At 38.8% G+C, this 22,832-nt stretch carries 24 protein-coding genes; 13 read left to right on the forward strand and 11 right to left on the reverse strand.

All coding sequences use genetic code 11. The annotated features are described in order from the left end of the window. Positions 1-16: 16 nt before the first annotated feature. Entirely contained in the window at positions 17-622 is a 606-nt protein-coding gene (locus tag Q0A08_RS04560; RefSeq protein ID WP_438465210.1) for an alpha/beta family hydrolase, read from the reverse strand. 232 nt (positions 623-854) lie between these two features. On the opposite strand from Q0A08_RS04560, the gene ccoN reads away from it, so the two are divergent. The 12 genes from ccoN to Q0A08_RS04620 all read left to right on the forward strand — a co-directional run bounded on the left by ccoN (position 855) and on the right by Q0A08_RS04620 (position 12,089). Continuing rightward, positions 855-2,297 (forward strand): cytochrome-c oxidase, cbb3-type subunit I, encoded by a 1,443-nt coding sequence (gene ccoN / locus Q0A08_RS04565; protein ID WP_438465211.1) that lies wholly within the window; start codon positions 855-857, stop codon positions 2,295-2,297. Between the two features lie 11 nt (positions 2,298-2,308). Further along, positions 2,309-2,911 (forward strand): cytochrome-c oxidase, cbb3-type subunit II, encoded by a 603-nt coding sequence (gene ccoO, locus Q0A08_RS04570; protein ID WP_438465213.1) that lies wholly within the window; start codon positions 2,309-2,311, stop codon positions 2,909-2,911. 9 nt (positions 2,912-2,920) lie between these two features. Further along, positions 2,921-3,100 (forward strand): cbb3-type cytochrome oxidase subunit 3, encoded by a 180-nt coding sequence (locus tag Q0A08_RS04575; protein WP_438465215.1) that lies wholly within the window; start codon positions 2,921-2,923, stop codon positions 3,098-3,100. Beyond that, complete coding sequence (gene ccoP / locus Q0A08_RS04580; protein ID WP_438465217.1) at positions 3,097-3,996, forward strand: cytochrome-c oxidase, cbb3-type subunit III; 900 nt, start codon at positions 3,097-3,099, stop codon at positions 3,994-3,996. Before Q0A08_RS04575 ends, ccoP begins: the two co-directional genes overlap by 4 nt. A gap of 96 nt (positions 3,997-4,092) precedes the next feature. Next, positions 4,093-5,505, forward strand: a complete 1,413-nt coding sequence (ccoG, locus tag Q0A08_RS04585; RefSeq protein ID WP_438465219.1) for a cytochrome c oxidase accessory protein CcoG — start codon at positions 4,093-4,095, stop codon at positions 5,503-5,505. A gap of 53 nt (positions 5,506-5,558) precedes the next feature. Then, positions 5,559-6,035 carry a FixH family protein gene (locus Q0A08_RS04590; RefSeq protein ID WP_438465221.1) on the forward strand — a complete coding sequence of 159 codons (477 nt, stop codon included), beginning with the start codon at positions 5,559-5,561 and terminating at the stop codon, positions 6,033-6,035. Next, entirely contained in the window at positions 6,032-8,410 is a 2,379-nt protein-coding gene (locus Q0A08_RS04595; RefSeq protein ID WP_438465222.1) for a heavy metal translocating P-type ATPase, read from the forward strand. The genes Q0A08_RS04590 and Q0A08_RS04595 overlap by 4 nt, the downstream gene beginning before the upstream one ends. 15 nt (positions 8,411-8,425) lie before the next feature. After that, the gene (gene ccoS, locus Q0A08_RS04600; protein WP_438465223.1) at positions 8,426-8,584 is read left to right on the forward strand and encodes a cbb3-type cytochrome oxidase assembly protein CcoS; all 159 of its coding nucleotides are present in this window, start codon (positions 8,426-8,428) and stop codon (positions 8,582-8,584) included. After that, positions 8,581-9,264 (forward strand): sulfite exporter TauE/SafE family protein, encoded by a 684-nt coding sequence (locus Q0A08_RS04605; protein ID WP_438465225.1) that lies wholly within the window; start codon positions 8,581-8,583, stop codon positions 9,262-9,264. Before ccoS ends, Q0A08_RS04605 begins: the two co-directional genes overlap by 4 nt. A 102-nt stretch (positions 9,265-9,366) precedes the next feature. After that, a complete protein-coding gene (gene hemN / locus Q0A08_RS04610) occupies positions 9,367-10,734 on the forward strand; it encodes an oxygen-independent coproporphyrinogen III oxidase (protein ID WP_438465227.1) in 1,368 nt (455 codons plus the stop codon). A gap of 29 nt (positions 10,735-10,763) precedes the next feature. Then, on the forward strand, positions 10,764-11,525 hold the full coding sequence (fnr, locus tag Q0A08_RS04615) for a fumarate/nitrate reduction transcriptional regulator Fnr (protein WP_438465228.1): 762 nt from the start codon (positions 10,764-10,766) through the stop codon (positions 11,523-11,525). Between the two features lie 21 nt (positions 11,526-11,546). Next, a complete protein-coding gene (locus tag Q0A08_RS04620; RefSeq protein WP_438465230.1) occupies positions 11,547-12,089 on the forward strand; it encodes an adenine phosphoribosyltransferase in 543 nt (180 codons plus the stop codon). A gap of 51 nt (positions 12,090-12,140) precedes the next feature. On the opposite strand, the gene Q0A08_RS04625 is transcribed toward Q0A08_RS04620, so the two are convergent. The 5 genes from Q0A08_RS04625 to Q0A08_RS04645 all read right to left on the reverse strand — a co-directional run bounded on the left by Q0A08_RS04625 (position 12,141) and on the right by Q0A08_RS04645 (position 16,162). Then, positions 12,141-12,692: a YfaZ family outer membrane protein gene (locus Q0A08_RS04625; protein WP_438465232.1), complete on the reverse strand. Its 552-nt coding sequence runs from the start codon at positions 12,690-12,692 to the stop codon at positions 12,141-12,143. Positions 12,693-12,701: 9 nt separating this feature from the next. Then, positions 12,702-13,538 (reverse strand): tRNA 2-thiocytidine(32) synthetase TtcA, encoded by an 837-nt coding sequence (gene ttcA, locus Q0A08_RS04630; protein ID WP_438465233.1) that lies wholly within the window; start codon positions 13,536-13,538, stop codon positions 12,702-12,704. A 157-nt stretch (positions 13,539-13,695) separates the two neighbouring features. After that, positions 13,696-13,848, reverse strand: coding sequence for a hypothetical protein (locus Q0A08_RS04635; protein ID WP_157196935.1), 153 nt, complete (start codon positions 13,846-13,848; stop codon positions 13,696-13,698). Positions 13,849-13,943: 95 nt separating this feature from the next. Then, on the reverse strand, positions 13,944-14,426 hold the full coding sequence (locus Q0A08_RS04640) for a SprT family zinc-dependent metalloprotease (RefSeq protein WP_438465235.1): 483 nt from the start codon (positions 14,424-14,426) through the stop codon (positions 13,944-13,946). After that, a complete protein-coding gene (locus tag Q0A08_RS04645; RefSeq protein WP_438465237.1) occupies positions 14,426-16,162 on the reverse strand; it encodes a RecQ family ATP-dependent DNA helicase in 1,737 nt (578 codons plus the stop codon). Before Q0A08_RS04645 ends, Q0A08_RS04640 begins: the two co-directional genes overlap by 1 nt. A 95-nt stretch (positions 16,163-16,257) precedes the next feature. Between Q0A08_RS04645 and Q0A08_RS04650 the strand changes: the two genes are divergently transcribed. Continuing rightward, positions 16,258-16,911 carry a YecA family protein gene (locus Q0A08_RS04650; protein WP_438465239.1) on the forward strand — a complete coding sequence of 218 codons (654 nt, stop codon included), beginning with the start codon at positions 16,258-16,260 and terminating at the stop codon, positions 16,909-16,911. A 41-nt stretch (positions 16,912-16,952) separates the two neighbouring features. On the opposite strand, the gene Q0A08_RS04655 is transcribed toward Q0A08_RS04650, so the two are convergent. The 5 genes from Q0A08_RS04655 to Q0A08_RS04675 are packed head-to-tail and all read right to left on the reverse strand — an operon-like array spanning position 16,953 to position 22,830. After that, positions 16,953-18,095: a SpoIIE family protein phosphatase gene (locus tag Q0A08_RS04655; RefSeq protein ID WP_438465241.1), complete on the reverse strand. Its 1,143-nt coding sequence runs from the start codon at positions 18,093-18,095 to the stop codon at positions 16,953-16,955. A 14-nt stretch (positions 18,096-18,109) separates the two neighbouring features. Then, the gene (locus Q0A08_RS04660) at positions 18,110-18,412 is read right to left on the reverse strand and encodes an STAS domain-containing protein (RefSeq protein ID WP_046017235.1); all 303 of its coding nucleotides are present in this window, start codon (positions 18,410-18,412) and stop codon (positions 18,110-18,112) included. A gap of 24 nt (positions 18,413-18,436) precedes the next feature. After that, positions 18,437-18,742: a BolA/IbaG family iron-sulfur metabolism protein gene (locus tag Q0A08_RS04665; RefSeq protein ID WP_438465243.1), complete on the reverse strand. Its 306-nt coding sequence runs from the start codon at positions 18,740-18,742 to the stop codon at positions 18,437-18,439. Positions 18,743-18,769: 27 nt separating this feature from the next. Continuing rightward, positions 18,770-22,183, reverse strand: a complete 3,414-nt coding sequence (locus Q0A08_RS04670; RefSeq protein WP_438465245.1) for an SbcC/MukB-like Walker B domain-containing protein — start codon at positions 22,181-22,183, stop codon at positions 18,770-18,772. A gap of 8 nt (positions 22,184-22,191) precedes the next feature. Continuing rightward, on the reverse strand, positions 22,192-22,830 hold the full coding sequence (locus Q0A08_RS04675) for a DUF4194 domain-containing protein (RefSeq protein ID WP_438465247.1): 639 nt from the start codon (positions 22,828-22,830) through the stop codon (positions 22,192-22,194). Positions 22,831-22,832 lie beyond the last annotated feature (2 nt).

Raw genomic sequence — 22,832 nt, forward strand, 5'->3', positions numbered from 1 at the left:
ACAATTTTCTTGTTCTTCAAGTCACTGCTTTAAATTCTGAATCAATCCAAGTATTGATAATTTGATTTATTTCCTCAATTACTTGCGTTTGATCTTTGTTCCAAGATTTTAACATATTAAAGTCATGATCAGCCCCTTCAAACCAATGCAACTTAATGTTCGTATTTAAGTGTTGCTGCTTAACCCAATCTGGTTTGCCAAAAGCATCACGGGTACCTTGAATTATTAAACAAGGTTTGTTTATTTCTTGTAAAAAAGAGAGCCTATGCTTTTCTGGTTTTCCCTGTTGATAAAATGGAAAACCTAAACACACAATCGCGGCGACTCTTTTATCATCAGATAATTGAGAAGCAACACGTCCCCCCATGGATTTACCCGCGACAATAAGTGAGTTAATAGGAGCATTAGGATCTAACTTATTTAGAAACTCATCGACAAGTTGTGGAAACCTAGTGGGTGGTCTACGCTTACCATTGGCCTCCATTTCTGACATGTATTCGAAGGTAAGTGGCAAATAGTTCATTTTTTGTGTGCGACAAAATGTCACGCCAAATTTGTTTAAAAAACCACCACTATGTCCAAGACCCGCACCGTGGACCATATAAAAAGAAAACTTACTCATAAAAATATTGCCATATGACAAAGAAAAGCCATTAAAAACAACTTACTCCAATAGAAAAAAGATCAAAAACGCTTATAATAGCGCGGCTAGTTTACTCACCGCTTAAGTATGATTTACAAATTACTCAAGACTTTTTAAGTCAGTCTTACCAAGTCTCTGTAAGAAGTAACTTAATACGGGCATTTCAATTAATTACAAGGTCAATCACTCTTCGTGGATTGTGGAAGAAACTATGAGCACAGCTTTTGATCATCCAACCTACAACTATAGTGTGGTGCGTGCATTCACCATCATGACAGTCGTTTGGGGTGTCGTTGGCATGGGGTTAGGCGTATTAATTGCGTCACAACTCGTATGGCCAGACATTTTCGCAGGTATTGAATATCTACACTTTGGTCGTTTACGACCGTTACACACTAACGCAGTAATTTTCGGATTCGGTGGTTGTGCACTTTTTGCAACTTCTTATTTCGTAGTTCAAAGAACAACGCAAGCGCGTCTTTGGTCTGATACTTTAGCTAGTTTCACCTTTTGGGGCTGGCAAACAGTTATCGTAGCTGCTGCAATCACTCTACCTTTAGGCTTCACTCAAGTTAAAGAGTATGCTGAATTAGAGTGGCCTATCGATATTCTTATTACTATCGTCTGGGTTGTATATGCCATCGTTTTCTTTGGCACAATTATGCAACGTAAGATGAAGCACATTTATGTTGCTAACTGGTTCTTTGGTGCATTCATTGTAACTGTAGCAGTGCTTCACATTTTCAACAGCTTATCTGTTACTGCGGGACTATTTAAATCCTACTCCATATACTCTGGCGCAATCGATGCCATGGTTCAGTGGTGGTATGGTCATAATGCTGTAGGTTTCTTCCTGACAGCTGGTTTCTTAGGCATCATGTACTACTTCGTACCTAAGCAAACTGGTCGCCCAGTATTCTCATACCGCCTATCTATCGTTCACTTTTGGGCGTTGATTTCTCTTTACATCTGGGCTGGCCCTCACCATTTACATTACACAGCACTTCCTGAGTGGACTCAAAGTGTTGGTATGGTAATGTCTTTGATCCTATTAGCACCTTCTTGGGGTGGTATGATCAACGGTGTAATGACACTTTCTGGTGCTTGGCACAAACTTCGTACTGACCCTATTCTACGTTTCTTAGTTGTTTCATTGTCTTTCTATGGTATGTCTACCTTTGAAGGCCCAATGATGGCCATCAAAACAGTTAACGCGCTTTCACATTACACTGACTGGACTATTGGTCACGTACACGCTGGTGCTTTAGGTTGGGTTGCTATGGTTAGTATTGGTGCGGTATATCACATGCTACCAATTGTGTTTGGTCGTAAAGCAGGCGAAATGCACTCAATCAAACTAATTAACGTTCACTTCTGGTTAGCAACAATTGGTACAGTGCTTTACATCGCTTCAATGTGGGTAAACGGTATCATGCAAGGCCTAATGTGGCGTGCATTTAACAACGATGGTTCACTTGTATACAGTTTTGTTGAATCTGTTGATGCAAGCAAACCAGGCTATACAGTACGCGTTATTGGTGGCGCACTATTCTTAACAGGTATGATCTTAATGGCTGTTAACACCTACCTTACTGTACGTGCTTGCCAAAAAGAGCAAGAGCTTGCAAACACAGCAAATACACAAGCAGCATAAGGGGCTTTTAAATGCGTCATGAAATAATCGAAAAGAACATAGGCCTTATGATTGCCCTAATCATCGTAGCGATCAGCTTCGGTGCTATGGTTGAAATCGTACCTCTGTTCTTTATGCAAAAAACCACTCAACCAGTGGAAAACCTAAAGCCTTTAACCGCTTTAGAGCTTGAAGGTCGTGATATTTATATCCGTGAAGGTTGTGTTGGCTGTCACACACAAATGATTCGTCCATTCAGAGCTGAAACTGAACGTTATGGCCCTTACAGTGTTGCGGGTGAATCAGTTTACGATCACCCTCACCTTTGGGGCTCTAAGCGTACTGGTCCTGACTTGGCTCGTGTAGGTCAGCGCTATAGTGATGAATGGCACCGTGCTCACCTGTATAACCCACGAGATGTTGTACCTGAGTCAAACATGCCTTCTTTCCCTTGGCTGTTTAACAGTACACTTGACGGCAATATGACAGCTAAAAAGATGCTAGCTCTACGCTCAGTTGGCGTTCCTTTTACTGATGCGCAAATTACCACAGCGAAAGAAGACGTTCGCGGCAAACGTGAGATTGATGCTCTAGTTGCTTATTTACAGCAGCTTGGCACAGTAATCAAACGCTAGGACTCAACTATGGACATTAATACGCTTAGAAGTATCGCAACAGTATTGGCTTTCGTTGCCTTTATCGCTGTTACGTTATGGGCCTTCAGTAAAAGAAAGAAAGGTGACTTTAATGAAGCTGCTAATCTACCTTTTGACGACGATGAAGATATGCCCAACAAGCAATCCGCGGAGAACAAACAAAAATGAATGAATTAACTCCTTTTTGGAGCGCTTGGATCATTACCATAACACTTGGCTCTATTTTTGGTTGTTATTGGTTATTGGCAAGTGTTCGCAGCAATAAAAAACACCCAAACGGCGAAGTCCCTACAACGGGTCACGTTTATGATGGTATTGAAGAGCTTGACAACCCTCTACCACGCTGGTGGTATTGGAAGTTTGTCATTACCGTAGTGTTTGGATTAGTTTATTTAGCACTTTACCCAGGTCTTGGTAACTTCAAGGGCCTACTTGGTTGGACTCAAATAAACCAGTATGAGCGTGAAGTTGCTAAAGCTGAACAAGAGTTTGGCCCTTTGTTCGCTAAATACCAAAGCACTGAACTTGTTGAATTAAGCCAAGATGACAAAGCAATGCGCCTAGGTCAACGCTTATTCTCAAACAACTGTGCAATTTGTCACGGCTCTGCCGCTACAGGTAGTTATGGTTTCCCTAATCTGACCGATAATGATTGGTTATACGGTGGTGCGGCAAGCGAAATCAAAACAACTATCTTGCATGGTAGAACTGCAGCTATGCCTGCATGGGGCGCAAGTCTAGGTGAGCAAGGCATCAGTGATGCAACTCAATACGTACTTAGCCTTTCAGGTAAAGCTACTGACAATGATGCCGTTGCAAAAGGTAAAGATATTTTTGCCGCTAACTGTGTCGCTTGCCACGGTCAAGATGCAAAAGGCAACAAGTTATTTGGTGCACCTAACTTAACTGATGACATTTGGTTATATGGCGGCACTCAACAACAAGTTATGCAAACATTGCGTAACGGACGTGCAGGTAAAATGCCAGCATGGAATGAAATTCTAGGCGAAGACAAAACACATATTGTCTCTGCTTATGTATACAGCCTTTCTCATCAAGAGTAATGCTTCTTCTCGAGTGTGACACCATGTCACACTCGATCCTCTCTTCTTTTCTGTATTATTTATCTGTCACTTTCTATTAATCTGTTTACAGGATGAATGGCTATGAGTCAGCAGATTCCATTAAAGAATCTAGATAACGATGTTGTTGAATACGACCTTTATCAAAAACGCACAAAAATTTATACCCGCCGCATTCAAGGCTTCTTCCAATCTATAAGGACTAAGATTCTTTGGGTTTTGATGGCTGCCTACTTTTTAACACCTTGGATTGATCTTGGCGATCGCCAAGCTGTATTTTTTGACCTTCCTAGCCGACAGTTTCATATTTTTAATGTCACCTATTGGCCACAAGACTTCGTCTTATTAGCCTGGCTTCTCATAATAGCTGCCTTTGCTCTATTTCTCATGACCACTCTGTTTGGGCGTGTTTGGTGTGGTTACACCTGCCCCCAAACTGTCTGGACCATGATTTTTATGTGGATAGAGGAAAAAACCGAGGGAAATCGCAACCAACGCATTGCGCTTGATAAGCAACCCATGTCTCGATCAAAGTTTATCAAGAAGTTTAATAAACATGCTCTTTGGGTACTCTTTTCCGCGCTAACGGGTTTAGCCTTTGTTGGCTATTTCACCCCCATCAGGGAACTTTCCATTGATATATTTACTCTAGAAGCTCACCCTTGGGCATATTTTTGGATCGCTTTTTTTACGGGTGCTACATACTTATTTGCAGGCTGGATGAGAGAGCAAGTCTGTTCTTTCATGTGCCCTTATGCACGCTTTCAATCTGTTATGTTTGACACTAACACCTTGGTTATTTCTTATGATGAAGTTCGAGGTGAGAACCGCGGTAAACGTAAGCGTCGCGCTGACTTGAAAGAGCTTAATCTAGGTGACTGCATTGATTGCAATCAGTGTGTACATGTTTGTCCTGCCGGCATCGACATCCGTGATGGCCTTCAGTTCCAATGTATTGGTTGTGCCCTTTGTATCGACGCCTGCGACTCCGTGATGGAAAAAATGAATTACCCAAAAGGCCTCATTAGTTACACCACAGAAAATAGCCTCGAAGGAAAGAAAACCAAAGTGTGGAGACCAAAATCCATTGGATACGCTATCGCACTTTTAATTATGGTAATTAGTTTTGGCTATATCGCAACAGATCGCGAAGCACTTGGATTAGATGTTTTAAAGGATAGAAATCGTCTATATAATACGACTCCAAGCGGCATGATAGAAAATATTTACACGATTAAAGTGATGAATATGGATCAATCAGACCATACCTTTAGACTTAAAGTTGAAGGTTTGGATGGAATTAAAGTAATAGGCCGTAAAAAGATCTATGTAACATCTGGTGAAGTACGCTCTATTCCACTTTCAATACAAGTGCCTCCGCACGCTTTGAAAGCACAAAAAAATAAGATCAGTTTTACCATCAACTCTATAGATGAAGGCTTTGACGTGAGTAAAACCACTGAAAGCAGATTCCTTGGACCAGTAAATTAATACTAAAACATTAGGCGCCTATAATAGGCGCCTTCACTAGAGGTAATTATTACGTGAACCCTACTCCTTGGTATAAACAGTTTTGGCCCTGGTTTGTTATCGCTATCCCTGTCAGCTCAATGATCGTTGGTGTTATCCAAATTTCTTTCGCATTGAACTCTCCAAACGACATGGTGGTTGATAATTATTATAAAGAAGGACTTGGCATCAATAAGGTTATAGGTAAGCGCAATCTAGCTACAGAGCTTAATATCAGCGCCTCAATTGCTGTAGACAACACAACAGGAGAAGTAATTCTTACCACTGAGAATGCCCAAGAACAAATATTAACTCTAAATTTCTATAACTCCGCCATCTCTGATAAAGATTTCAATATTAAATTATCACGTATTGCAGATAATCAATATCGTGGCAGTCTCGATAAATCTATTTCAGGCATTTGGAATTTATATCTGGAATCTGCTGTTGGCTGGCAAATTAGCGCAAGACTAAACCTTACCGACTCTAATTACACCCAATTCAAACTATGAGTCAAAACACTTGCTACCATTGCGGTGAGGATGTCCCTAAAGACCTAAATATCCAAAGTAAAGTCGACGACCACGTTGTCGATTTTTGCTGTTATGGTTGCCAAGCAATCGCCGAATTTATTAATGGGGCAGATTTAAGCAATTATTATCAACACAGAACTGAAAAAGCTCAAAATGCTCAAAATAAGTCTGAGTTTGAGAACAAATTTACATTAATTAAAGACCCCGACCTCTACCCTTTATATGTGTTTGAAAATAATGATGTCCATCACATTCAAATTAGCTTAAAGGGCATGACTTGCGCTGCCTGTGCTTGGCTGATCGAAACAAGGCTTTCACAACTTGATGGCATATCCAGCATCCACATCAACTTAAGCACGTCTTTAGCTACACTTGAATGGCAGCCAAGTAAAATTGACATCACACACATAGCCGAAGAAGTTCAATCTCTCGGCTATCAAGCAAACCCCTATCGTGCTGACAAAACTGATATCGACATCAAAAAAGCCAAGAAAACATCTATTATAAGATTAGGTGTAGCAGGTGTTGGCATGATGCAAGTTATGATGAGCGCCATAGCACTCTATGCTGGCGACATCCAAGGAATGGATCAAAATCTTAAATCACTGATTAGTTGGTTAAGTTTTGCGTTTGCCACTCCCGTTGTTTTATTTTCAGGTTTTCCATTTTTTAAAGCCGCATTACGAGACCTAAAAACTCGTCATTTCACTATGGATTTACCTGTTTCACTTGGAATAGGGCTTGCTTACACTGCCAGCATTTACTCTATGGTTAGTAAAACAGGCCATGTTTACTTTGATTCTGTCACCATGTTCACATTTTTCTTATTGCTAGGACGCTTTCTAGAAGAAGCCGCAAGACATAAGTCTTACAGCAACAACCGCAATCAGCAGGAACTCTCAAGCGCTTGGCTGATTAAAGAGGACGAGCAAACGGTTGAAATACCGCTAAGTAAGATATCTGTTGGTGACACCATACTCATAAAATCGGGAGAAAATATCCCTGTTGATGGCATCATTACTAAAGGAAGCACAAGTATTGACGAATCAAGTTTAACAGGCGAATACTTACCCATATCAAAAGTAATTGGAGAAAGTGTTGTCGCACAAACAATTAATGTTGAGCAAAATATTGAAATCCAGGTATCAGCAATAGGAAAACAAACTCGCGCAGCCGCAATAGAACGCTTAACCGATAGAGCACTGAGTGAAAAACCTAAAATTGCTAAAATTGCAGATAATGTTGCTCATTATTTCGTTATCCTAGTCCTTATTTGCGCCAGCCTCACATTTATAGGCTGGACACTTGCAGGGTCAGATGAAGCCTATTGGATTATGATTAGCGTATTAGTCGTCACTTGCCCCTGCGCTTTATCACTAGCGACACCTGTGGCTCTAACATCAGCGACCAACAAACTTAAAGAGTTTGGATTACTCGTCACAAGAGGACATGTTATTGAGTCACTTGCTCGATGTAAGCATATTATATTTGATAAGACAGGCACTCTTACCCATGGTCAATTTGATATTAGTCATGTTGATGCTATTGATAAAAACCAATGCTTACATATAGCAAGCGCACTTGAGAGCGAGTCTATTCACCCAATCGCAAAAGCTTTTAGACAAATATCCCCCTTTAAAGCAAATAACATTATTAATCACACCGGCCTTGGTGTTGAAGGGATGATAAACGGCGAACGTTATTTACTAGGCAATCTGAAGTTTATTTCAAGCTTAGACAATAAAACAAAACCGAGCGCTTCTGACTTCACTGGTTTAACGCTATATTTAGCTAAAGTAAACACTGGAATTATTGGAACCATTTACCTTCAAGACAGACTAAGACCCCATAGCCAAGAAGCAATAAGTGATCTAAGACATAATAGAATTCAGGTGAGTTTATTAACGGGCGATACAAACGAGTCGGCAAACTCTGTGTTAAGCCCTGAGGCATTTGATCACTTTAAATGCCAAATGTCACCTGAAGAAAAGTGGCAATGGATCAACTCACAAGATGACAAAACTAACATTTTAATGGTTGGTGACGGTCTAAATGATGTTCCTTCACTGGCAGGAGCTAATACATCAATTGCCATGGCTGCAAGCTCTGATTTAGCAAAAATCCATGCTGATGCAGTATTGATTAATAGCCAAATTAATACAATCAATCACTCAATTAAGTTAGCCAAAAAGTGCCAAACAATCATAAAGCAGAATTTATTTTGGGCCGCTAGCTACAACGCCATCATGCTACCCGCCGCTATTCTTGGCTATGTTCCTGCCTGGGCTGCAGCAATTGGTATGGCACTTAGTTCATTATTAGTTGCCCTTAATGCTAGCCGCCTTTCTAAATAAACTATTGGAGAAAAAATGGAAAGCCTTTACCTACTAATCCCAATTGCAGCAATCTTTGTTTTTATCGCAGTCGCTATCTTTACTTGGGCGGTTAAAAAAGATCAATTTGAAGACCTTGACCGTGAAGGTCAAAGAATACTATTCGAAGAAGATGATAACGACAAAAACAAATGAGCGAATTCGACCTTTTAACTGCATTTCTTATTGGACTTGCTGGTGCAGGGCACTGCTTTGGCATGTGCGGAGGTATCATAAGCGCCCTTTCTTTCAACACACCTAATAGCAAAGGATTGCTAGCAACACAGTTAAATTACAATTTAGGGCGAATTACTAGCTACTCTATCCTAGCCCTTGTTTTTAGCTTCTTCTTTCAGTCTTTTAGCGATTATTATGAAAGCGCCAGTTATGCACTAAGAACCTTTGCAGCCACTATTCTCTTTCTCATGGGCCTTTATCTTTTAAAACAGTCACAACTAATATTAAAAGTTGAAAAGCTTGGCTCATTTGGCTGGCAATATATAGCCCCTTTCGCAAAGAAATTATTACCTATCAAAACCAGAAAACAAGCCTTTTTAGCTGGCTTTGTTTGGGGCTGGCTACCCTGTGGACTTGTTTATTCCAGTTTAATTTGGATCTCAGCTAGATCCACACCTTTTGAAGCCATACTACTTATGCTTGCATTTGGGCTTGGCACCATGCCGGCAATGTTAGCTACCGGAATATTCAGTAAAAGCCTAAAAGAAAGCTGGAAACAGTACCACCTCAATACCGTTAGCGGTGTCTTTATGCTGATTTACGCTATTTGGACATTTCCATTTTTCCAAAACTTAATACAAGCTGCTTTCCTTAGATAGCGCCATATTTATAAAACACGCCAACCAAAAGGCTGACATATATCAATTTTTAAATTTCCTTAGCAGTTAAAATACTATAAGAATTTTTAATAGGACGTTTAGATGCTCTGGAATACACAACTCATTCAAAAATATAATATTTCGGGTCCTAGATATACCTCTTACCCTACTGCACCTCAATTTAGCAGCAACATTAGCAAGCTCTCTTTAATTGAAGAAATGCTGATGCCCTCAAAAAAACCATTAAGTCTCTACTTTCATGTCCCCTACTGCGCAAAGCTTTGCTATTACTGTGCGTGCAATAAAGTAATCACAAGTAACTACAAAAAAGGCGATGAGTACCTTGAACTTCTTATTGAAGAAATTCGCCTTAAATCTTTAATGCTTAACGATGAAAGAGAAGTACAACAACTTCACTTTGGGGGTGGCACCCCTACCTTCTTATCAACCGATGCCTTTAAAAAATTGATTAACTACATCAAGCAAGAGTTCAATTTACTTCCCGATGATGAAGGTGAATACAGCATAGAGGTTGACCCAAGAGAAGTTAGCCAAGAAAAGCTGTCAGCACTAAGAGAACTCGGCTTTAACCGCCTTAGCTATGGCATTCAAGATTTTGACAAACGAGTCCAAACTACTATTAATCGCATACAAAGCTACGAATTAATTGACAGCCTAATGCAGTGTAGTCGTAAACTAGGTTATCACTCTATCAATTTCGACCTAATATATGGGCTTCCATATCAAACTGCTGAAAGCTTTGAACAAACCCTTAATCAAGTAATCAAACTTGATCCTGATAGGATTTCAGTATTTAACTATGCTCATTTACCTAAACGGTTTGCTTCTCAAAGACAGATTCCAGAAGATCAGTTACCAGACACAAATACAAAATTAGCTATTCTTAAATTATGCATCGATATGCTTACCAGTGCAGGCTATCAATACATAGGAATGGATCATTTCGCCAAACCCAAGGATGCGTTGGCAAAAGCACAAAATAAAGGAGAGTTGAAACGAAATTTCCAAGGATATACAACACATGCAAACTGTGACCTATTGGCATTTGGCACATCAGCTATCAGTCAAATAGGCAAAACATATGTTCAAAATCATACGGCGACAAAAGATTATCGCAAAAGCATTGAAAGCGGTCAGTTAGCGATTATGAAGGGATACATGAGTAATCGTGACGACCAAATAAGACATAAGGTCATTATGTCTTTAATTTGCAACTTTGAACTAGATTCAAGTGACATTGAGAGTGAGTTTAATATCGTATTTTCAAATTACTTTAAAAATGAACTATCAGAGCTTAGAAAACTAGAGAAAGACGGCATTATTAAGTTAACAAATGAGCCAATACCTTATATTAGGGTCACGGACTCTGGCAGACTTTTAATCCGCTGCATTTGCATGACTTTTGATAAATACTTAAATAACGTAATTTCATACTCTAAAGTAATTTAGAAACATAGATCAAGTTCAGGGAGATCATTATGTCTTTAGCTCTTAACAACGCTCGATTTAACAGTAAACTTACATCTCAATGCCAGAATTGCAGCCTTAGCGCGCTATGCCTGCCAATTTCTTTAGCTGATGACGATGTTAATCGATTGGATCAGATCATTGAACGTAAAAAACCTCTAAAAAAAGGGGATATTTTATTTCGTCAGGGAGACGAGTTCGAATCTGTGTATGCCGTACGTACCGGCACACTTAAAACTTTTAATATCACTAACTCTGGTGAAGAGCAAATTACAGGCTTTTACTGCCCAAGTGAGCTTCTTGGCCTTAGCGGGATAGATAAAAACATTTATCCAGTGTCTGCAAAAGCGCTTGAAACAACCACGGTGTGTGAAATTCCTTTTTCTCATTTAGAGCAATTATCTGAACAGATCCCTACTCTTAAGCATCAACTTTTTAAAGTGATGAGCCGCAAAATTTGTGATGACCAACAAATGATGGTGCTATTAGGTAAAAAAAATGCAGATGAGAAAGTCGCTTCTTTATTACTAAATTTAAGTGCGCGCTTTAAAAAACGTGGCTATTCTGCAACATCATTTAGACTTGCCATGTCTCGTGGTGAAATCGGCAATTATCTTGGTTTAGCAGTTGAAACCGTTAGTCGAGTAATCACACGTTTTCAAAAAAACGGCATGATTCAAGTTGATGGCAAAGAAATTAGCATTATCGATCTAGATCAAATGCAAAAACTAATCGGCATGTCAGAAGATTGTGATAAAATTGAAAGTATTTGATAGCTAACACAAGGCGATATAATGCTTTACGATGATTTTTACATAAAATCTTTAATACAAACAGTTGAAGACTGGCCTAAAGAAGGTATTAGTTTTAGAGACATCACTCCAATTTTCTCAGACCCTAAGGGTTTGAGAATGGTTGTTGATGCTTATATTCATAGGTATATAGCAACTGATATAAGCCACATTGCCTGCATTGATGCTCGTGGCTTTCTTATCGCTTCTATTCTTGCTTATGAGCTGCAAAAGCCTCTAATTCTTGTGCGCAAAAAAGGCAAACTACCAGGTGCAACTATTTCACAAAAGTATGCGCTTGAGTACGGAGAAGCAGAGCTAGAGATTCAAGAAGGTGCTGTATCTGAGGGTGATCAAGTATTACTCTTTGACGACTTAATAGCGACTGGTGGCACGCTTTGCGCTGCTATCAGCCTATTAAAATCACAAGGCGCTAACATCAAAGAAGTTGCAGCTATTATTGACCTACCTGATTTAAAAGGCAGTCAGATTATTAGTGACTTAGAGATACCCGTTTATAGTCTCTGCGCCTTTGAAGGCGAATAAAAAAAGGGCGCTAATTTAGCGCCCTTTTTTTTGATTCTGTTTTAGTCACACCTAGAAGTAAGCTGCTACTCCAATGTGCACACCCTCATCCAAAGTATACTTTTCACTATGATCATTAAATTCAGTTTTTACAACACTATAGCTAAAATAAACTCTTGCATTACGTGTTGCAAAATATTCCACTCTCAAATCAGCTTCGTGCTGTCTTTTCATATCTCCATAGGTGAAAAGCCCTGGGTAGTAATAACCAGATGCATATATGCTTACACGGTTAGCTTGTGGAATAATGTAACGATAATAACCACCTAATCCTACACCGTAACCTGAATCGTTAGCACCTAGATCACCCTCTACTGCACGCAATCTTGCACCAACGCCGACTTCAATAGGGTCAGCCTTATCAACAATCATTACGCCAACATAACCAGATTTACCGCCTTCAGATAAATACAAAGCACCCGCTTCAATCTCAACAGGATCTATGCTTAAAGACGCATTTAATTTAGCCGTATCATCAGATAGAGTACCTGAAACACTTGAAGCATTTGCTCCAACACTTAACAAACCAAGCGCAAAAGTAATTGCATATTTATTAAAACTCATCAATATATCCTATAGTGAAATTATATTTAATTTATCTAAGGCATCTGGACTAATAGATAAATCTTTAAAATCAAATAAATTTGTATCTGCCATATGCGACGGTACGATATTTTGCATACTTGTAAACAACGTATCGGTACGACCGGGATATTCTTTATCCCATTGTTGTAACATATTTTTGATAACCTGACGCTGTAAATTTTCTTGTGAACCACAAAGATTGCACGGAATAATCGGATATTCCTTTATTTCAGAAAAAGTCTCAATATCTTTTTCTTTACAGTATGCAAGTGGTCTAATTACCATATGACGACCATCATCACTTAACAATTTAGGCGGCATGGATTTAATTTTCCCACCAAAAAACATATTTAAAAACAAAGTTTCTAAGATATCATCTCTATGATGCCCAAGCGCAATTTTAGTTGCACCGATTTCATCCGCAAAACCATATAAAGAACCGCGTCTTAAACGTGAACATAAGCCACATGTCGTTTTACCTTCAGGTACAAGCTCTTTAACAATACTATAGGTGTCACGCTCTAGAATATGATAATCAACACCAATTGATGACAAATATTCAGGCAAAATATGTTCAGGAAAACCAGGTTGTTTTTGATCCAAGTTAACAGCAACAATACTAAACTCTATCGGAGCACTTGCTTGAAGATTTCTTAATATCTCCAACATAGTATAAGAGTCTTTACCCCCAGATAAACAAACCATGACCTTGTCATCATCTTCTATCATATTGAAGTCGGCGATTGCTTGTCCGGTTAGCCTTCTTAAGCGTTTATGAAGCTTATTAAGTTCGGTTTTTTCTTTCGGGCGTGTTGATAAATCCATTGCTACTTTCACATAATTACAAATAGCGACATTCTACAACAGTAACAATTCCATCGCATCCAATTAATTGAATCTATTAGGGAAATATGACGAATTTTTTAATCGGTAGGAAATTACAGGGTGAAACAAGAGCTAACAGGGTTAGCTCTTTTTAAGCTTAAGCTTGCTTGTTGATCCCTAGAGAATCGATAATAACCGCTGCAGCAATGACAGCCAGCATTGCAGGTACTATCATAGGCGCAAAGTTAGCCATTACAGCTGTTGCCAATCCCATAGCAAACCCAGCAAAAAGTTTAAGTGTGTTATTCATATCATCTCCAAGCAAACATAGCGATAAATTTTGCCAAGATAATACCTTAATAATGATTCATATCAAATTAATATCTGCTTGATATAGGAACAATTTTACTTTTTCCTTAATTTAGCTCTGCACTTTCTGCACTGATACTCAGCCCCTTTGAGAATTCGATTATGGCGCCTGATTGTTAAGGCATGCTCCATACAGTCACACAAATACAGAAAACTTTTCGCTGGCGCCTTAACGTCAAAGTTATGAGTACGATTTGGTGCTAAATTAAAAACATTCATCATCACACTCTTCCACTCTTTACCATGAGGCCTAACTTTTGGACCAAAGAGTTGATAAACAAATATATGTGCTATTTCATGCGGCACGACAGTAGAAAGAAATTCATTAGGGTTTTGAAGATACATATCATAATTAAATCTTACTTCATGACGTTGTAAGTATGCAGTACCTGCCGCCGAGCCCCTTTGGTTAAATTTAATCGAGACCATTTCAACGTCGGTTTCAAAGTACTGGTTAGCTCTATTAAAGGACTCCAATACCGCATTAGTCGCCGCTTCTTCAAACTCCTTTCTATACATTAGTTCGGCACACTTATTTTTACTACGTCATAGATTGGTGGTGACAGTGGCTCAAGCACATGTTTAGCAAGACCCGTCAATCGACTCATCGCCGCCAAGGTTTTAGGCCTATGCTGCGCAACGAGATCAAGTTGTTTAACTGTGAAAACGTCAACACCCGCATTAGCGTGCCATTGAATTAACTTCTTTTTATATTCAGCCATAGGTAAAACCTCATGATTTGAATAAAAGTAATCATCATTTATAACCACCTGTACTTCAGATTTCAGTATGGCTTTCGATTTCTCTTGAAGAGCGAGTTGAAAAGGAGAAAACTGATGAACCAATATATATTCATTAGCAATCAGGTAGCGTGCTAACTTTTTCCAACTGATTTCATTGAGCTCCTCTCCCTTACCAAACAAACTCATATCCTGTCCCATGCAAGAAAAAACTGCCTTGGTTTTCTTACCCATTAATATTTGAATAAGAACACCAATAGAGACGACTCCTTTAGTCTTATGTAATAAAGATAAAAATTTCTGAGCAGCAATGGTTACATTTTGCTCCACTTCTTTATTTTTGCATCTATCACAATTTCCGCATTTAGGAATTGTTTCATCAAAATGCGTTAAGAGACTTTGTCTGCGACAACCTCTTGCCTCTAAAATTTTACAAAAACCTAATGTTCGTTTCCAATCCGATTCAGATGAAAAATTCACTTCCATCTCAAACTGCAAGAGCTTTAACATATCTTGCAAGCCATATAGCAGTAATGCCCTTGCAGGTCGACCATCACGCCCTGCCCTTCCTATTTCCTGATAGTAGTTTTCAACACTATTCGGAAGATCCATATGCGCCACAAAACGGACCTTATCAAAGTCAACGCCCATGCCAAAAGCTGACGTTGCAACCATTACAATATTATCGCCTTCGGAGAATAACTTGAGGTTTTTCTCTTTATCTTTGTCTGCAACATTTGCATGAAAATAAAGGCTAGAGACCCCCTGTCCATTAAGCCAAGCACTTAATTCTTCAACTTTACGTCGTGAGCGGCAGTAAACAATACCTGATCCAAGCAGTGCATCTTGATTAATGAAGTTTAATAATTGTTTGTTTGCCAATCGCTTTTGGGAAATTGTTATTTCAATGTTTTCCCGGTTATAACTATGTTGAAGAACTTTCGGAGAGTTTAAAGATAATGACCTCAGAATCTCTGATTGAGTTTTTGCATCTGCACTGCCACTCATGGCAACAATAGGTGTACTTGGAAATTTCTCGCGGATTAAGCCGAGACTTCCGTATTCCGGCCTAAACCCCTGACCCCACTGGGAAATACAATGCGCCTCATCAATAGCAAAAAAAGAAACTTTAGTGTGTTCTAATAAACCAATAACAGATGGCTGCAGTAATTTTTCGGGCGACAAAAATAGTAAATCGATTGAATGACCCCTTAGAGAATAGGATAAATCATCTTGCTCACCTGGATTTAAGGTTGAGTTTAAAAATTCAGCCTTAATACCGATTGATTTGAGCTTCTCTACTTGCTGTGTCATTAACGCTAACAAAGGGCAAACAATGACAGCAACACCTTCCAGCCTCAACGCAGGTAACTGATAAACAAGTGACTTACCGCCACCTGTTGGCGAAATTAATAACAAATCCTGTCCATCAACAATAGCTTTAATCGCCTCTTCTTGAAGCGGCAGAAAGCTCTGATGGCCAAATTTTTCTAATAATTCTTTAATCATTTTCATAGACGGATGATTATCTTACAAAGTCATTATTTTCGCATCGATTTTCAAACATCTTTTAGTTAAAATATGCGTCATTATTTTTGTAGGATTAAAAAATGTCACATCAACCACTTGATGATTTAGAACTTGAAACATTAGAAGACTTTTTAGAATCAGATTCGGTTCACGAAGAGTGCCAAAATTTTGTCATGGCGCATGGCTTTTTAACTGCATTAAGTATCTGTCCAGCAGCTTACCCTCCTAAAAACTGGATGGAAATTATTTTTGAGCAAGCTCCAAGCTTTTCAAATGAAAAACAAGAAAAGCAAATCATAACGCTTCTAGAACGACTTCATTTAGATATTCAAAAAGAACTAGAGTCTGAAGATGAATTCATTATCCCTTGTGAACTTGCTTTAGCAGATAGCCCTGAAGAATTAAGTGAATTACAAGAGTGGGCCTCTGGCTTTATGGAAGGCGTATTTTTAACTGAAAGGTTTTGGTTTGAAAACGATAAAGAAGACGCTATAGCAGAGCTACTTCTTCCTTTCATGGTTGCTTCCGACCTTTTTGAAGATGAAGAAGTTAGCCAAATAAAAAGTAACCAAAAGTTAACTCAATCTTGTATCGAACAAATCCCAGAAGTTGTAACCGATCTTTACCTTGCTCTTAGAACAGAGCCAGAGAAGAAGGTAAATAAGCCAAGCCACAACAAGAAAACCGCTAATAACAAAAAGAAAGCAGGCAAGAGTAAAAACAAGAAAAAGTAAGTATTAAAAGATAAAGATAACCAAACAATACTTGGTTATCTTTAGGTATTGATAGAAAGCAAGGTTATATCATCAAGCTGCTCAGCTGCCCCTTGATACGACAATAAACGCTCTATCAAAGCAGACTGATAATTATCTACCGAAATAGTGTTTTCTTGCTCAGCAAGTATCGATTTAAACTGTTCATCGCCTAGCATAATACCTTCATCGTTACACATCTCCAAAACACCGTCAGATGCGATCACAACTCTAGATCCCGAGCACAAGCTTATTTCAGTGGTAGTATCTTCAAATTCATCTCTCGACAAAATACCCAATGGCATGTGCTTAGAGTGGATACCTTCCATGTCTATATTGTCTTGACCTATTATAAAAGCATGAGGCATACCACCACCCCAAAACTCCAAACAATCATTGGGTTTCAGCAACATGATATAAGCAGCGCAAAACATGTAATCAGGCAATATATCGATTAATATGCTATTAAAATGAGCTGCTAACTGAGCAACGCTCGTATTATCACTGGCAGCTTTAAAGAAAGCCTGAGTGAGAGGCAATGCGCCAATTGAAGCAGGTAAACCATGGCCTGTAAAATCACCAACAAATAAAAGTAAAGCACCATCTTCACGACGCTTTATCAAGGCAATATCACCATTAAATGTAGTTGCAGCCAAACGTGTCACTGCGACTTTTTCATCGTGGTCTTCACTACGGTCCATAGCATGAGCCAATACCTGGTGCGCCATTCTATGCTCACGTTCGATCATGCTTTGAAAATAGATTAAATCACGATTCTTTTGAAATGTTTCCTTACTAAACATCACGTTACGTAAATGTGTACTTAAACGCGTGTTAAATAAAATATCGTTAAAAGGTTTTGCAAGAAAATCATCAGCCCCAGCTTTGATACACGCATTCATCGTTGCATCATCAGATTTGAAAGTGATCACCATGATAGGAATAATTCTATCTTGAGCGACATCTTTAAGCTGTTTAATTAACTTGATGCCATCTCCTGAGGGGGATAAAACTTCTAGGGTAATTAGATCGGGCTCCCATTCATTATACAATGCGAGCGCTTCATCCATAGAGGCTGCCGTTTTAGTTTGAAGACCACGAGATTCTACACAAGTAGAAATAATATCACGATAAATCTCTTCACTATCAACAACCAGTAGCTTCATGCTATTCGAGTCCATTAAGTTATTGTAAACCTTTTATCAAACCGAGAAATCATAAGGATATTTCGTATAAAAGAATTAGAGTTTGCAATAATGATATCCGTATCACTCGAAACAGAGTTTCGCATACTAAGTAACATACCTAATGCAGCACTATCCAGATACTCCACAGCTTGCATATCAACAACAAGCTCTTTGAATCCAGTTAAGTAATCAGAGTAAGCTGATCGAAAATCATTAAATAATGAAAAATCGAAGCTTCCTACTACCCGAATACCTACTCGTTCTGAGTTCTGCTCAACCGTTACCGTTATACTCATATCACTTCACAAATGACTAAAAGTCTATTCGCCTCCATGGCATTTAGGTGATAAAGGGGCATTTTCTTGTCTAGATTGCCACTCATCGAGGGTGTAAATATGAAGCGCTAATGCATGAATCATGTTCATCTGCTGCGCTAATACTTTATACACAGTCTGATGTCTTTGAACCAATCGCTTCCCAACAAAATCATCACTAACAAGTGTTAATTTAAAATGAGACTCACTGCCCTCAGGCACATTGTGCATATAGCTCTCATTCTTAACATCTAGATACTCTATAGTAAACGCTTTTGTAACGCTTTGTAAGATTTGTTCTTTAATTATCATATAAATACTCTTAATTGCTAACAATTATTAACTTACTTCCAAGCCTTCAACTTGGCCTGTTAATAATTTACGACCTTTAGACTTTGGGTAAGATACATCCAAAGACACTGCACCACCTTCGCGCCACACACTGATAATGGTATCCATATTAGCCGCCATTACGGCTCGCTTATCGTCTGGCGCCGCAGCAATAACCTGCAGTCCAATATCTTTCATGAATCCCATGCAGGTCGATGTTTTCGCCATATCAATTTTATTGAAGGCTTCATCAAACATAGCTAACGAGAATCCACCAACTATGTCACCCTCTACCGTTTCATGTAAGCGATATGTGGTAGACAAAGCTGCTGCAATCGCAAGATAGAATGGAATTTGGTGCTCACCACCTGAACCGGTTTGAATACGTTGGCTCAAGGTCGTTTTTTTATTGCCTTCTTGATCTAAAATATCTACTTCAAAGTTATAGAACTTACGGTAGTCTGCTAAGTCTTGTTGCTTATCTTCGTTACTAATCAGTTCATGAATAGACTCAATTGCCTTGGCGTGCTCTGAGTTTTCAGCACTTGCAGGATCAAACAAGCCACCGACATTCGCTTGATCTTGACTACTAAACCTTTCAACCAAATCCAAAATATCTTTCATATCACCATTTGCATAATATCTGAACTGATAAACTTCAGAGTTAAATGGACGGCGTTTTAAACTGTGGTTCAACTCTCTGATAATATGAGCAACTTGATCAAGAGAGTCTTTCAGTTTTGACACATAATCACTTCGGAAAGTCTCTTCAGCTTCTTTTCGCGCTAATTCAGCTCTTTTTGCATAACGTGCCAGCTCAGTTTCAGACAGTACTTTTACTTGATGTTGAATATAGTTTTCAAACTCTTCAAAACGAGACTCTAAATAATCTAACTGTATGTCTGAATCGATATCGGCGTTATGGTATTTTGCATAATGATCTGCCACTTCTTTTCGCACTTTTTGATCAAAGTTACGGGCTTTTTCTTGTGCTTTTTCAGCTCGACTCATCGCCTCTTTATATATCGCAGCACCATTCACCATACTTGATTCAAGTAATTCATAACGCTCGCTTGCAAACTCAGCCTGATAAAACTGATGGTTTTTAAGTCGTGTTCTATCTTCATCCAATGTAGATAAAGCCGCACTTAATTGCGCTTTCTGAGTATTTAGACTACCGTATTGTTCTGCAATCTGTTGACGTTCTCTATCAAGCTTCTTCTGCTCAAGCTCAACTTTTGCAATACGTTCTTTCAGTAAGTCTATTTTTTCTTGTAACTCTGTATCATCTTTCTGCTGCAGCAAATTAATCTCATCATCAATCAAGGTGATATCATGCTGCTGTTTATTTAAGGCGTTACTGTGTTGCTTAAGCGCTTCAACATCAACTTGATGATTAGCTACAACACGGCTTAATAGAGTGTCCGCCTTTTCTAATCTTTGGTCTGTTTGTAGCAAGTCCATCAATTCTGCACTCAATGTTTGCAATTGAGTTTCACGAGATTGGCGCATTCCATCCGTATTGATGCCAACCATCATATGAGGCGTAAAACGGATTGTAGAAATTGTTCCTGATAGTTTTAGCATGCCATCATATGTCATAGCACTATCTTCACGTAATAATTGCCTTTCTGTATCAACAGGTTTGATACCACCAAGACGGCGATTTAAATAAGCCTGAGCATGGTCATTATTACATCGTATATATTGTAGCAATGAAGATCTGTCACCACGATTCAACCAAAGTCTAGTTTGTGTCGTATCAATTACTCGACAGCCCATAAGCTGCTTACGGTGAGCCCTGAATACTCTAATAGCCTCTTCGGCATCTTCAGGGTTAACAATTAGCGCTTCCCTTTGTTGGCCAAGGTAACCTTCAATAGCATCTTGCCACTTATGGTCAGTTACTTCTGCCAAATGACTCAAAGGCGTTGCTTCGATTCCTGTTTGCTTCAACAAAGAAATAAGTTTTTTTGTATTGCCAGATAAAGGACTTGTACCACCCTTTAAAGACGAAACATCAGATTCTAATTGTTTACAGTCATCCTTAAGATTCAGAATTGTTCGGTTAAGTTCTGATCTCTGTCTAAATAGTTCTGTTTTCTCTTTATCAAGTAAGTTTGATAACTCAGCAAGTACTTTATCAAATTGATGAGACTCAACCTCTAATTGCCCTTGGTCATTAATTTTCTTTTGCAAATCACCAGCACGGGCAGACAAACCAAGGATGTCATTAGAAAGCAGATCTTCATAATCATACAAAGAGGCTAAAAGCGTCAGCATTTGTTTACATTGCAACAGACTCTTTTTATCTTGCTGACCTTGCAAGTCTAACAATTTTCGACTCTGTTCTAATTGCTGCAGCTTCAAACCAACATCAGAATGTTCATACTGCTGCTCAAGCCTAACAAGTTGACCTTGTAATTGTTTTGATAAATCGTTTTGCGTACCCAACTCAAGCTGAATTTCATCATCTCGCTCTTGGTGAATTTCATACTTATCTTGAATCTCGTCCTGCTTACTCCCAAGCTCATCAAAACGCGCTTCAGTTGCAACCCATTGGTAATTGATGTTCGCTTTTTCTTGCTGTCGCTTTTTCTCGCAATCTACTGCAATCAAGTTTAAATCATCTATACGCTTGGCAACTTCTTGAGTTTTGGTTTCAAGTTGGCGATATTCATTTAAAGACTTTTGATAAGCACTCACCTGTAATGGCTGCTCGGCCAATACAAAGTCTTGTACAAATCGTGTTGGGGACGCTATCGGCACAAACTTAAGGGCATTTTTAAAGTTCTTTAAGAAGCCATCTAACGTAATTAATTGATCAGGGCTTGGACTAAGTTCTTCAAGATAACGATTAATAAACTGAGTCGCTGAGGCACTACCTGACTTAATAAAAGGGTCTAAGCAGACTTTTTTCATGGCTTCACGAACATCTAACCAAGGTTTCGCTTTAAAGCTTCTACCTTCTAGTTCTTCAATAAAATCGCCTTTAACCACACCATAGTTAGATAAAACAAAGCGACCTAATACATCTTCTTCAGGTGAAGATAAAGACGCAGACAAACTTAAGCCTATGGTTGATTCATTGCCAGTATTTGAATCAGTAAAGACCAACCCTAAATAACTAACAGCATCTTGTTTTGGCGAAGTGCCAAACACCTTAGCATCTTGTTGGCCTGAATCTATCATCCCTAAAATATAAGAACGTATGCTTCGACCACTTGCTTTGCCATCATTCGCGCTGGCGTTGTAATTTAGATGACGTTTACTTGCACCCGTTAAGACTGTTTGGATAGCATCTAACAATGAAGACTTACCAGACCCAGTCGGTCCAATGATCGCGGTATTTCCTCTAATTTCAATTTCTTCTGCGCCAAGTAGATACCAGTTAACTAATACAATTCTGCTAAGTTTTTTCATTTTTGTACCTACTCTTCACTTGTGGCATCTAATTGAATCAATTCATCTTGGTCTTCATCCTGCTCTTGATCAGAACCATTAAAAGACTCAAGTTGACGTAAATAAGCTTCTGTGACAACTAGTCGAACGACTGGAGTAACATGAACTGCCAGATTCTTACTGTCTTCCTCATAGGCTTTACCTTTTATTAAAACCCCATGACGACTCAATAAGGTTAAAATATCTTTAAAGCGTGTTTCTGTAGGTATTTCACGTTTGACTAATTGCACATACCTTTCCAAGATAGCGTGCGTATTAGTTGCAACAAAGCCGTTATCAACTTCAAAGTTTTCAATTTTTTCTTCGTAAATTTGCCTTAATATCAATAAGAACAATGTTTCGTCAGTTTTAAGACGAATAAATGCCTCTCTCTCAACAGGCAATAAACCCAACAACCTTTCGTTCTCATTCACATGCAACTTCATACCCAATGCATCAAATACATTTGAGAAGTAGTTTTGATAGGCTTCTATTAATAAAAAGTATTTTCGCTGTCCATGCTTATAAGCACTGACAAATTGATGAGATAACAAATAGTTCGCAGCTTGTTGAAACTCTTGAGCATCTTTACCAGACTCTTCAACAACTTTTTTTAATTCTCTTAACATTT

Source organism: Marinomonas sp. PE14-40, from assembly GCF_051623805.1.
Classification (GTDB): domain Bacteria; phylum Pseudomonadota; class Gammaproteobacteria; order Pseudomonadales; family Marinomonadaceae; genus Marinomonas.

What these genes read in the sequence shown, in the direction of transcription:
- Q0A08_RS04560 (WP_438465210.1), bottom strand. Translation starts at nt 622, where the DNA reads ATGAGTAAGTTTTCTTTTTATATGGTCCACGGTGCGGGTCTTGGACAT.
- ccoN (WP_438465211.1), top strand. Translation starts at nt 855, where the DNA reads ATGAGCACAGCTTTTGATCATCCAACCTACAACTATAGTGTGGTGCGT.
- ccoO (WP_438465213.1), top strand. Translation starts at nt 2,309, where the DNA reads ATGCGTCATGAAATAATCGAAAAGAACATAGGCCTTATGATTGCCCTA.
- Q0A08_RS04575 (WP_438465215.1), top strand. Translation starts at nt 2,921, where the DNA reads ATGGACATTAATACGCTTAGAAGTATCGCAACAGTATTGGCTTTCGTT.
- ccoP (WP_438465217.1), top strand. Translation starts at nt 3,097, where the DNA reads ATGAATGAATTAACTCCTTTTTGGAGCGCTTGGATCATTACCATAACA.
- ccoG (WP_438465219.1), top strand. Translation starts at nt 4,093, where the DNA reads ATGGCTATGAGTCAGCAGATTCCATTAAAGAATCTAGATAACGATGTT.
- Q0A08_RS04595 (WP_438465222.1), top strand. Translation starts at nt 6,032, where the DNA reads ATGAGTCAAAACACTTGCTACCATTGCGGTGAGGATGTCCCTAAAGAC.
- ccoS (WP_438465223.1), top strand. Translation starts at nt 8,426, where the DNA reads ATGGAAAGCCTTTACCTACTAATCCCAATTGCAGCAATCTTTGTTTTT.
- Q0A08_RS04605 (WP_438465225.1), top strand. Translation starts at nt 8,581, where the DNA reads ATGAGCGAATTCGACCTTTTAACTGCATTTCTTATTGGACTTGCTGGT.
- hemN (WP_438465227.1), top strand. Translation starts at nt 9,367, where the DNA reads ATGCTCTGGAATACACAACTCATTCAAAAATATAATATTTCGGGTCCT.
- fnr (WP_438465228.1), top strand. Translation starts at nt 10,764, where the DNA reads ATGTCTTTAGCTCTTAACAACGCTCGATTTAACAGTAAACTTACATCT.
- Q0A08_RS04620 (WP_438465230.1), top strand. Translation starts at nt 11,547, where the DNA reads ATGCTTTACGATGATTTTTACATAAAATCTTTAATACAAACAGTTGAA.
- Q0A08_RS04625 (WP_438465232.1), bottom strand. Translation starts at nt 12,692, where the DNA reads ATGAGTTTTAATAAATATGCAATTACTTTTGCGCTTGGTTTGTTAAGT.
- ttcA (WP_438465233.1), bottom strand. Translation starts at nt 13,538, where the DNA reads ATGGATTTATCAACACGCCCGAAAGAAAAAACCGAACTTAATAAGCTT.
- Q0A08_RS04635 (WP_157196935.1), bottom strand. Translation starts at nt 13,848, where the DNA reads ATGAATAACACACTTAAACTTTTTGCTGGGTTTGCTATGGGATTGGCA.
- Q0A08_RS04640 (WP_438465235.1), bottom strand. Translation starts at nt 14,426, where the DNA reads ATGTATAGAAAGGAGTTTGAAGAAGCGGCGACTAATGCGGTATTGGAG.
- Q0A08_RS04645 (WP_438465237.1), bottom strand. Translation starts at nt 16,162, where the DNA reads ATGAAAATGATTAAAGAATTATTAGAAAAATTTGGCCATCAGAGCTTT.
- Q0A08_RS04650 (WP_438465239.1), top strand. Translation starts at nt 16,258, where the DNA reads ATGTCACATCAACCACTTGATGATTTAGAACTTGAAACATTAGAAGAC.
- Q0A08_RS04655 (WP_438465241.1), bottom strand. Translation starts at nt 18,095, where the DNA reads ATGAAGCTACTGGTTGTTGATAGTGAAGAGATTTATCGTGATATTATT.
- Q0A08_RS04660 (WP_046017235.1), bottom strand. Translation starts at nt 18,412, where the DNA reads ATGAGTATAACGGTAACGGTTGAGCAGAACTCAGAACGAGTAGGTATT.
- Q0A08_RS04665 (WP_438465243.1), bottom strand. Translation starts at nt 18,742, where the DNA reads ATGATAATTAAAGAACAAATCTTACAAAGCGTTACAAAAGCGTTTACT.
- Q0A08_RS04670 (WP_438465245.1), bottom strand. Translation starts at nt 22,183, where the DNA reads ATGAAAAAACTTAGCAGAATTGTATTAGTTAACTGGTATCTACTTGGC.
- Q0A08_RS04675 (WP_438465247.1), bottom strand. Translation starts at nt 22,830, where the DNA reads ATGTTAAGAGAATTAAAAAAAGTTGTTGAAGAGTCTGGTAAAGATGCT.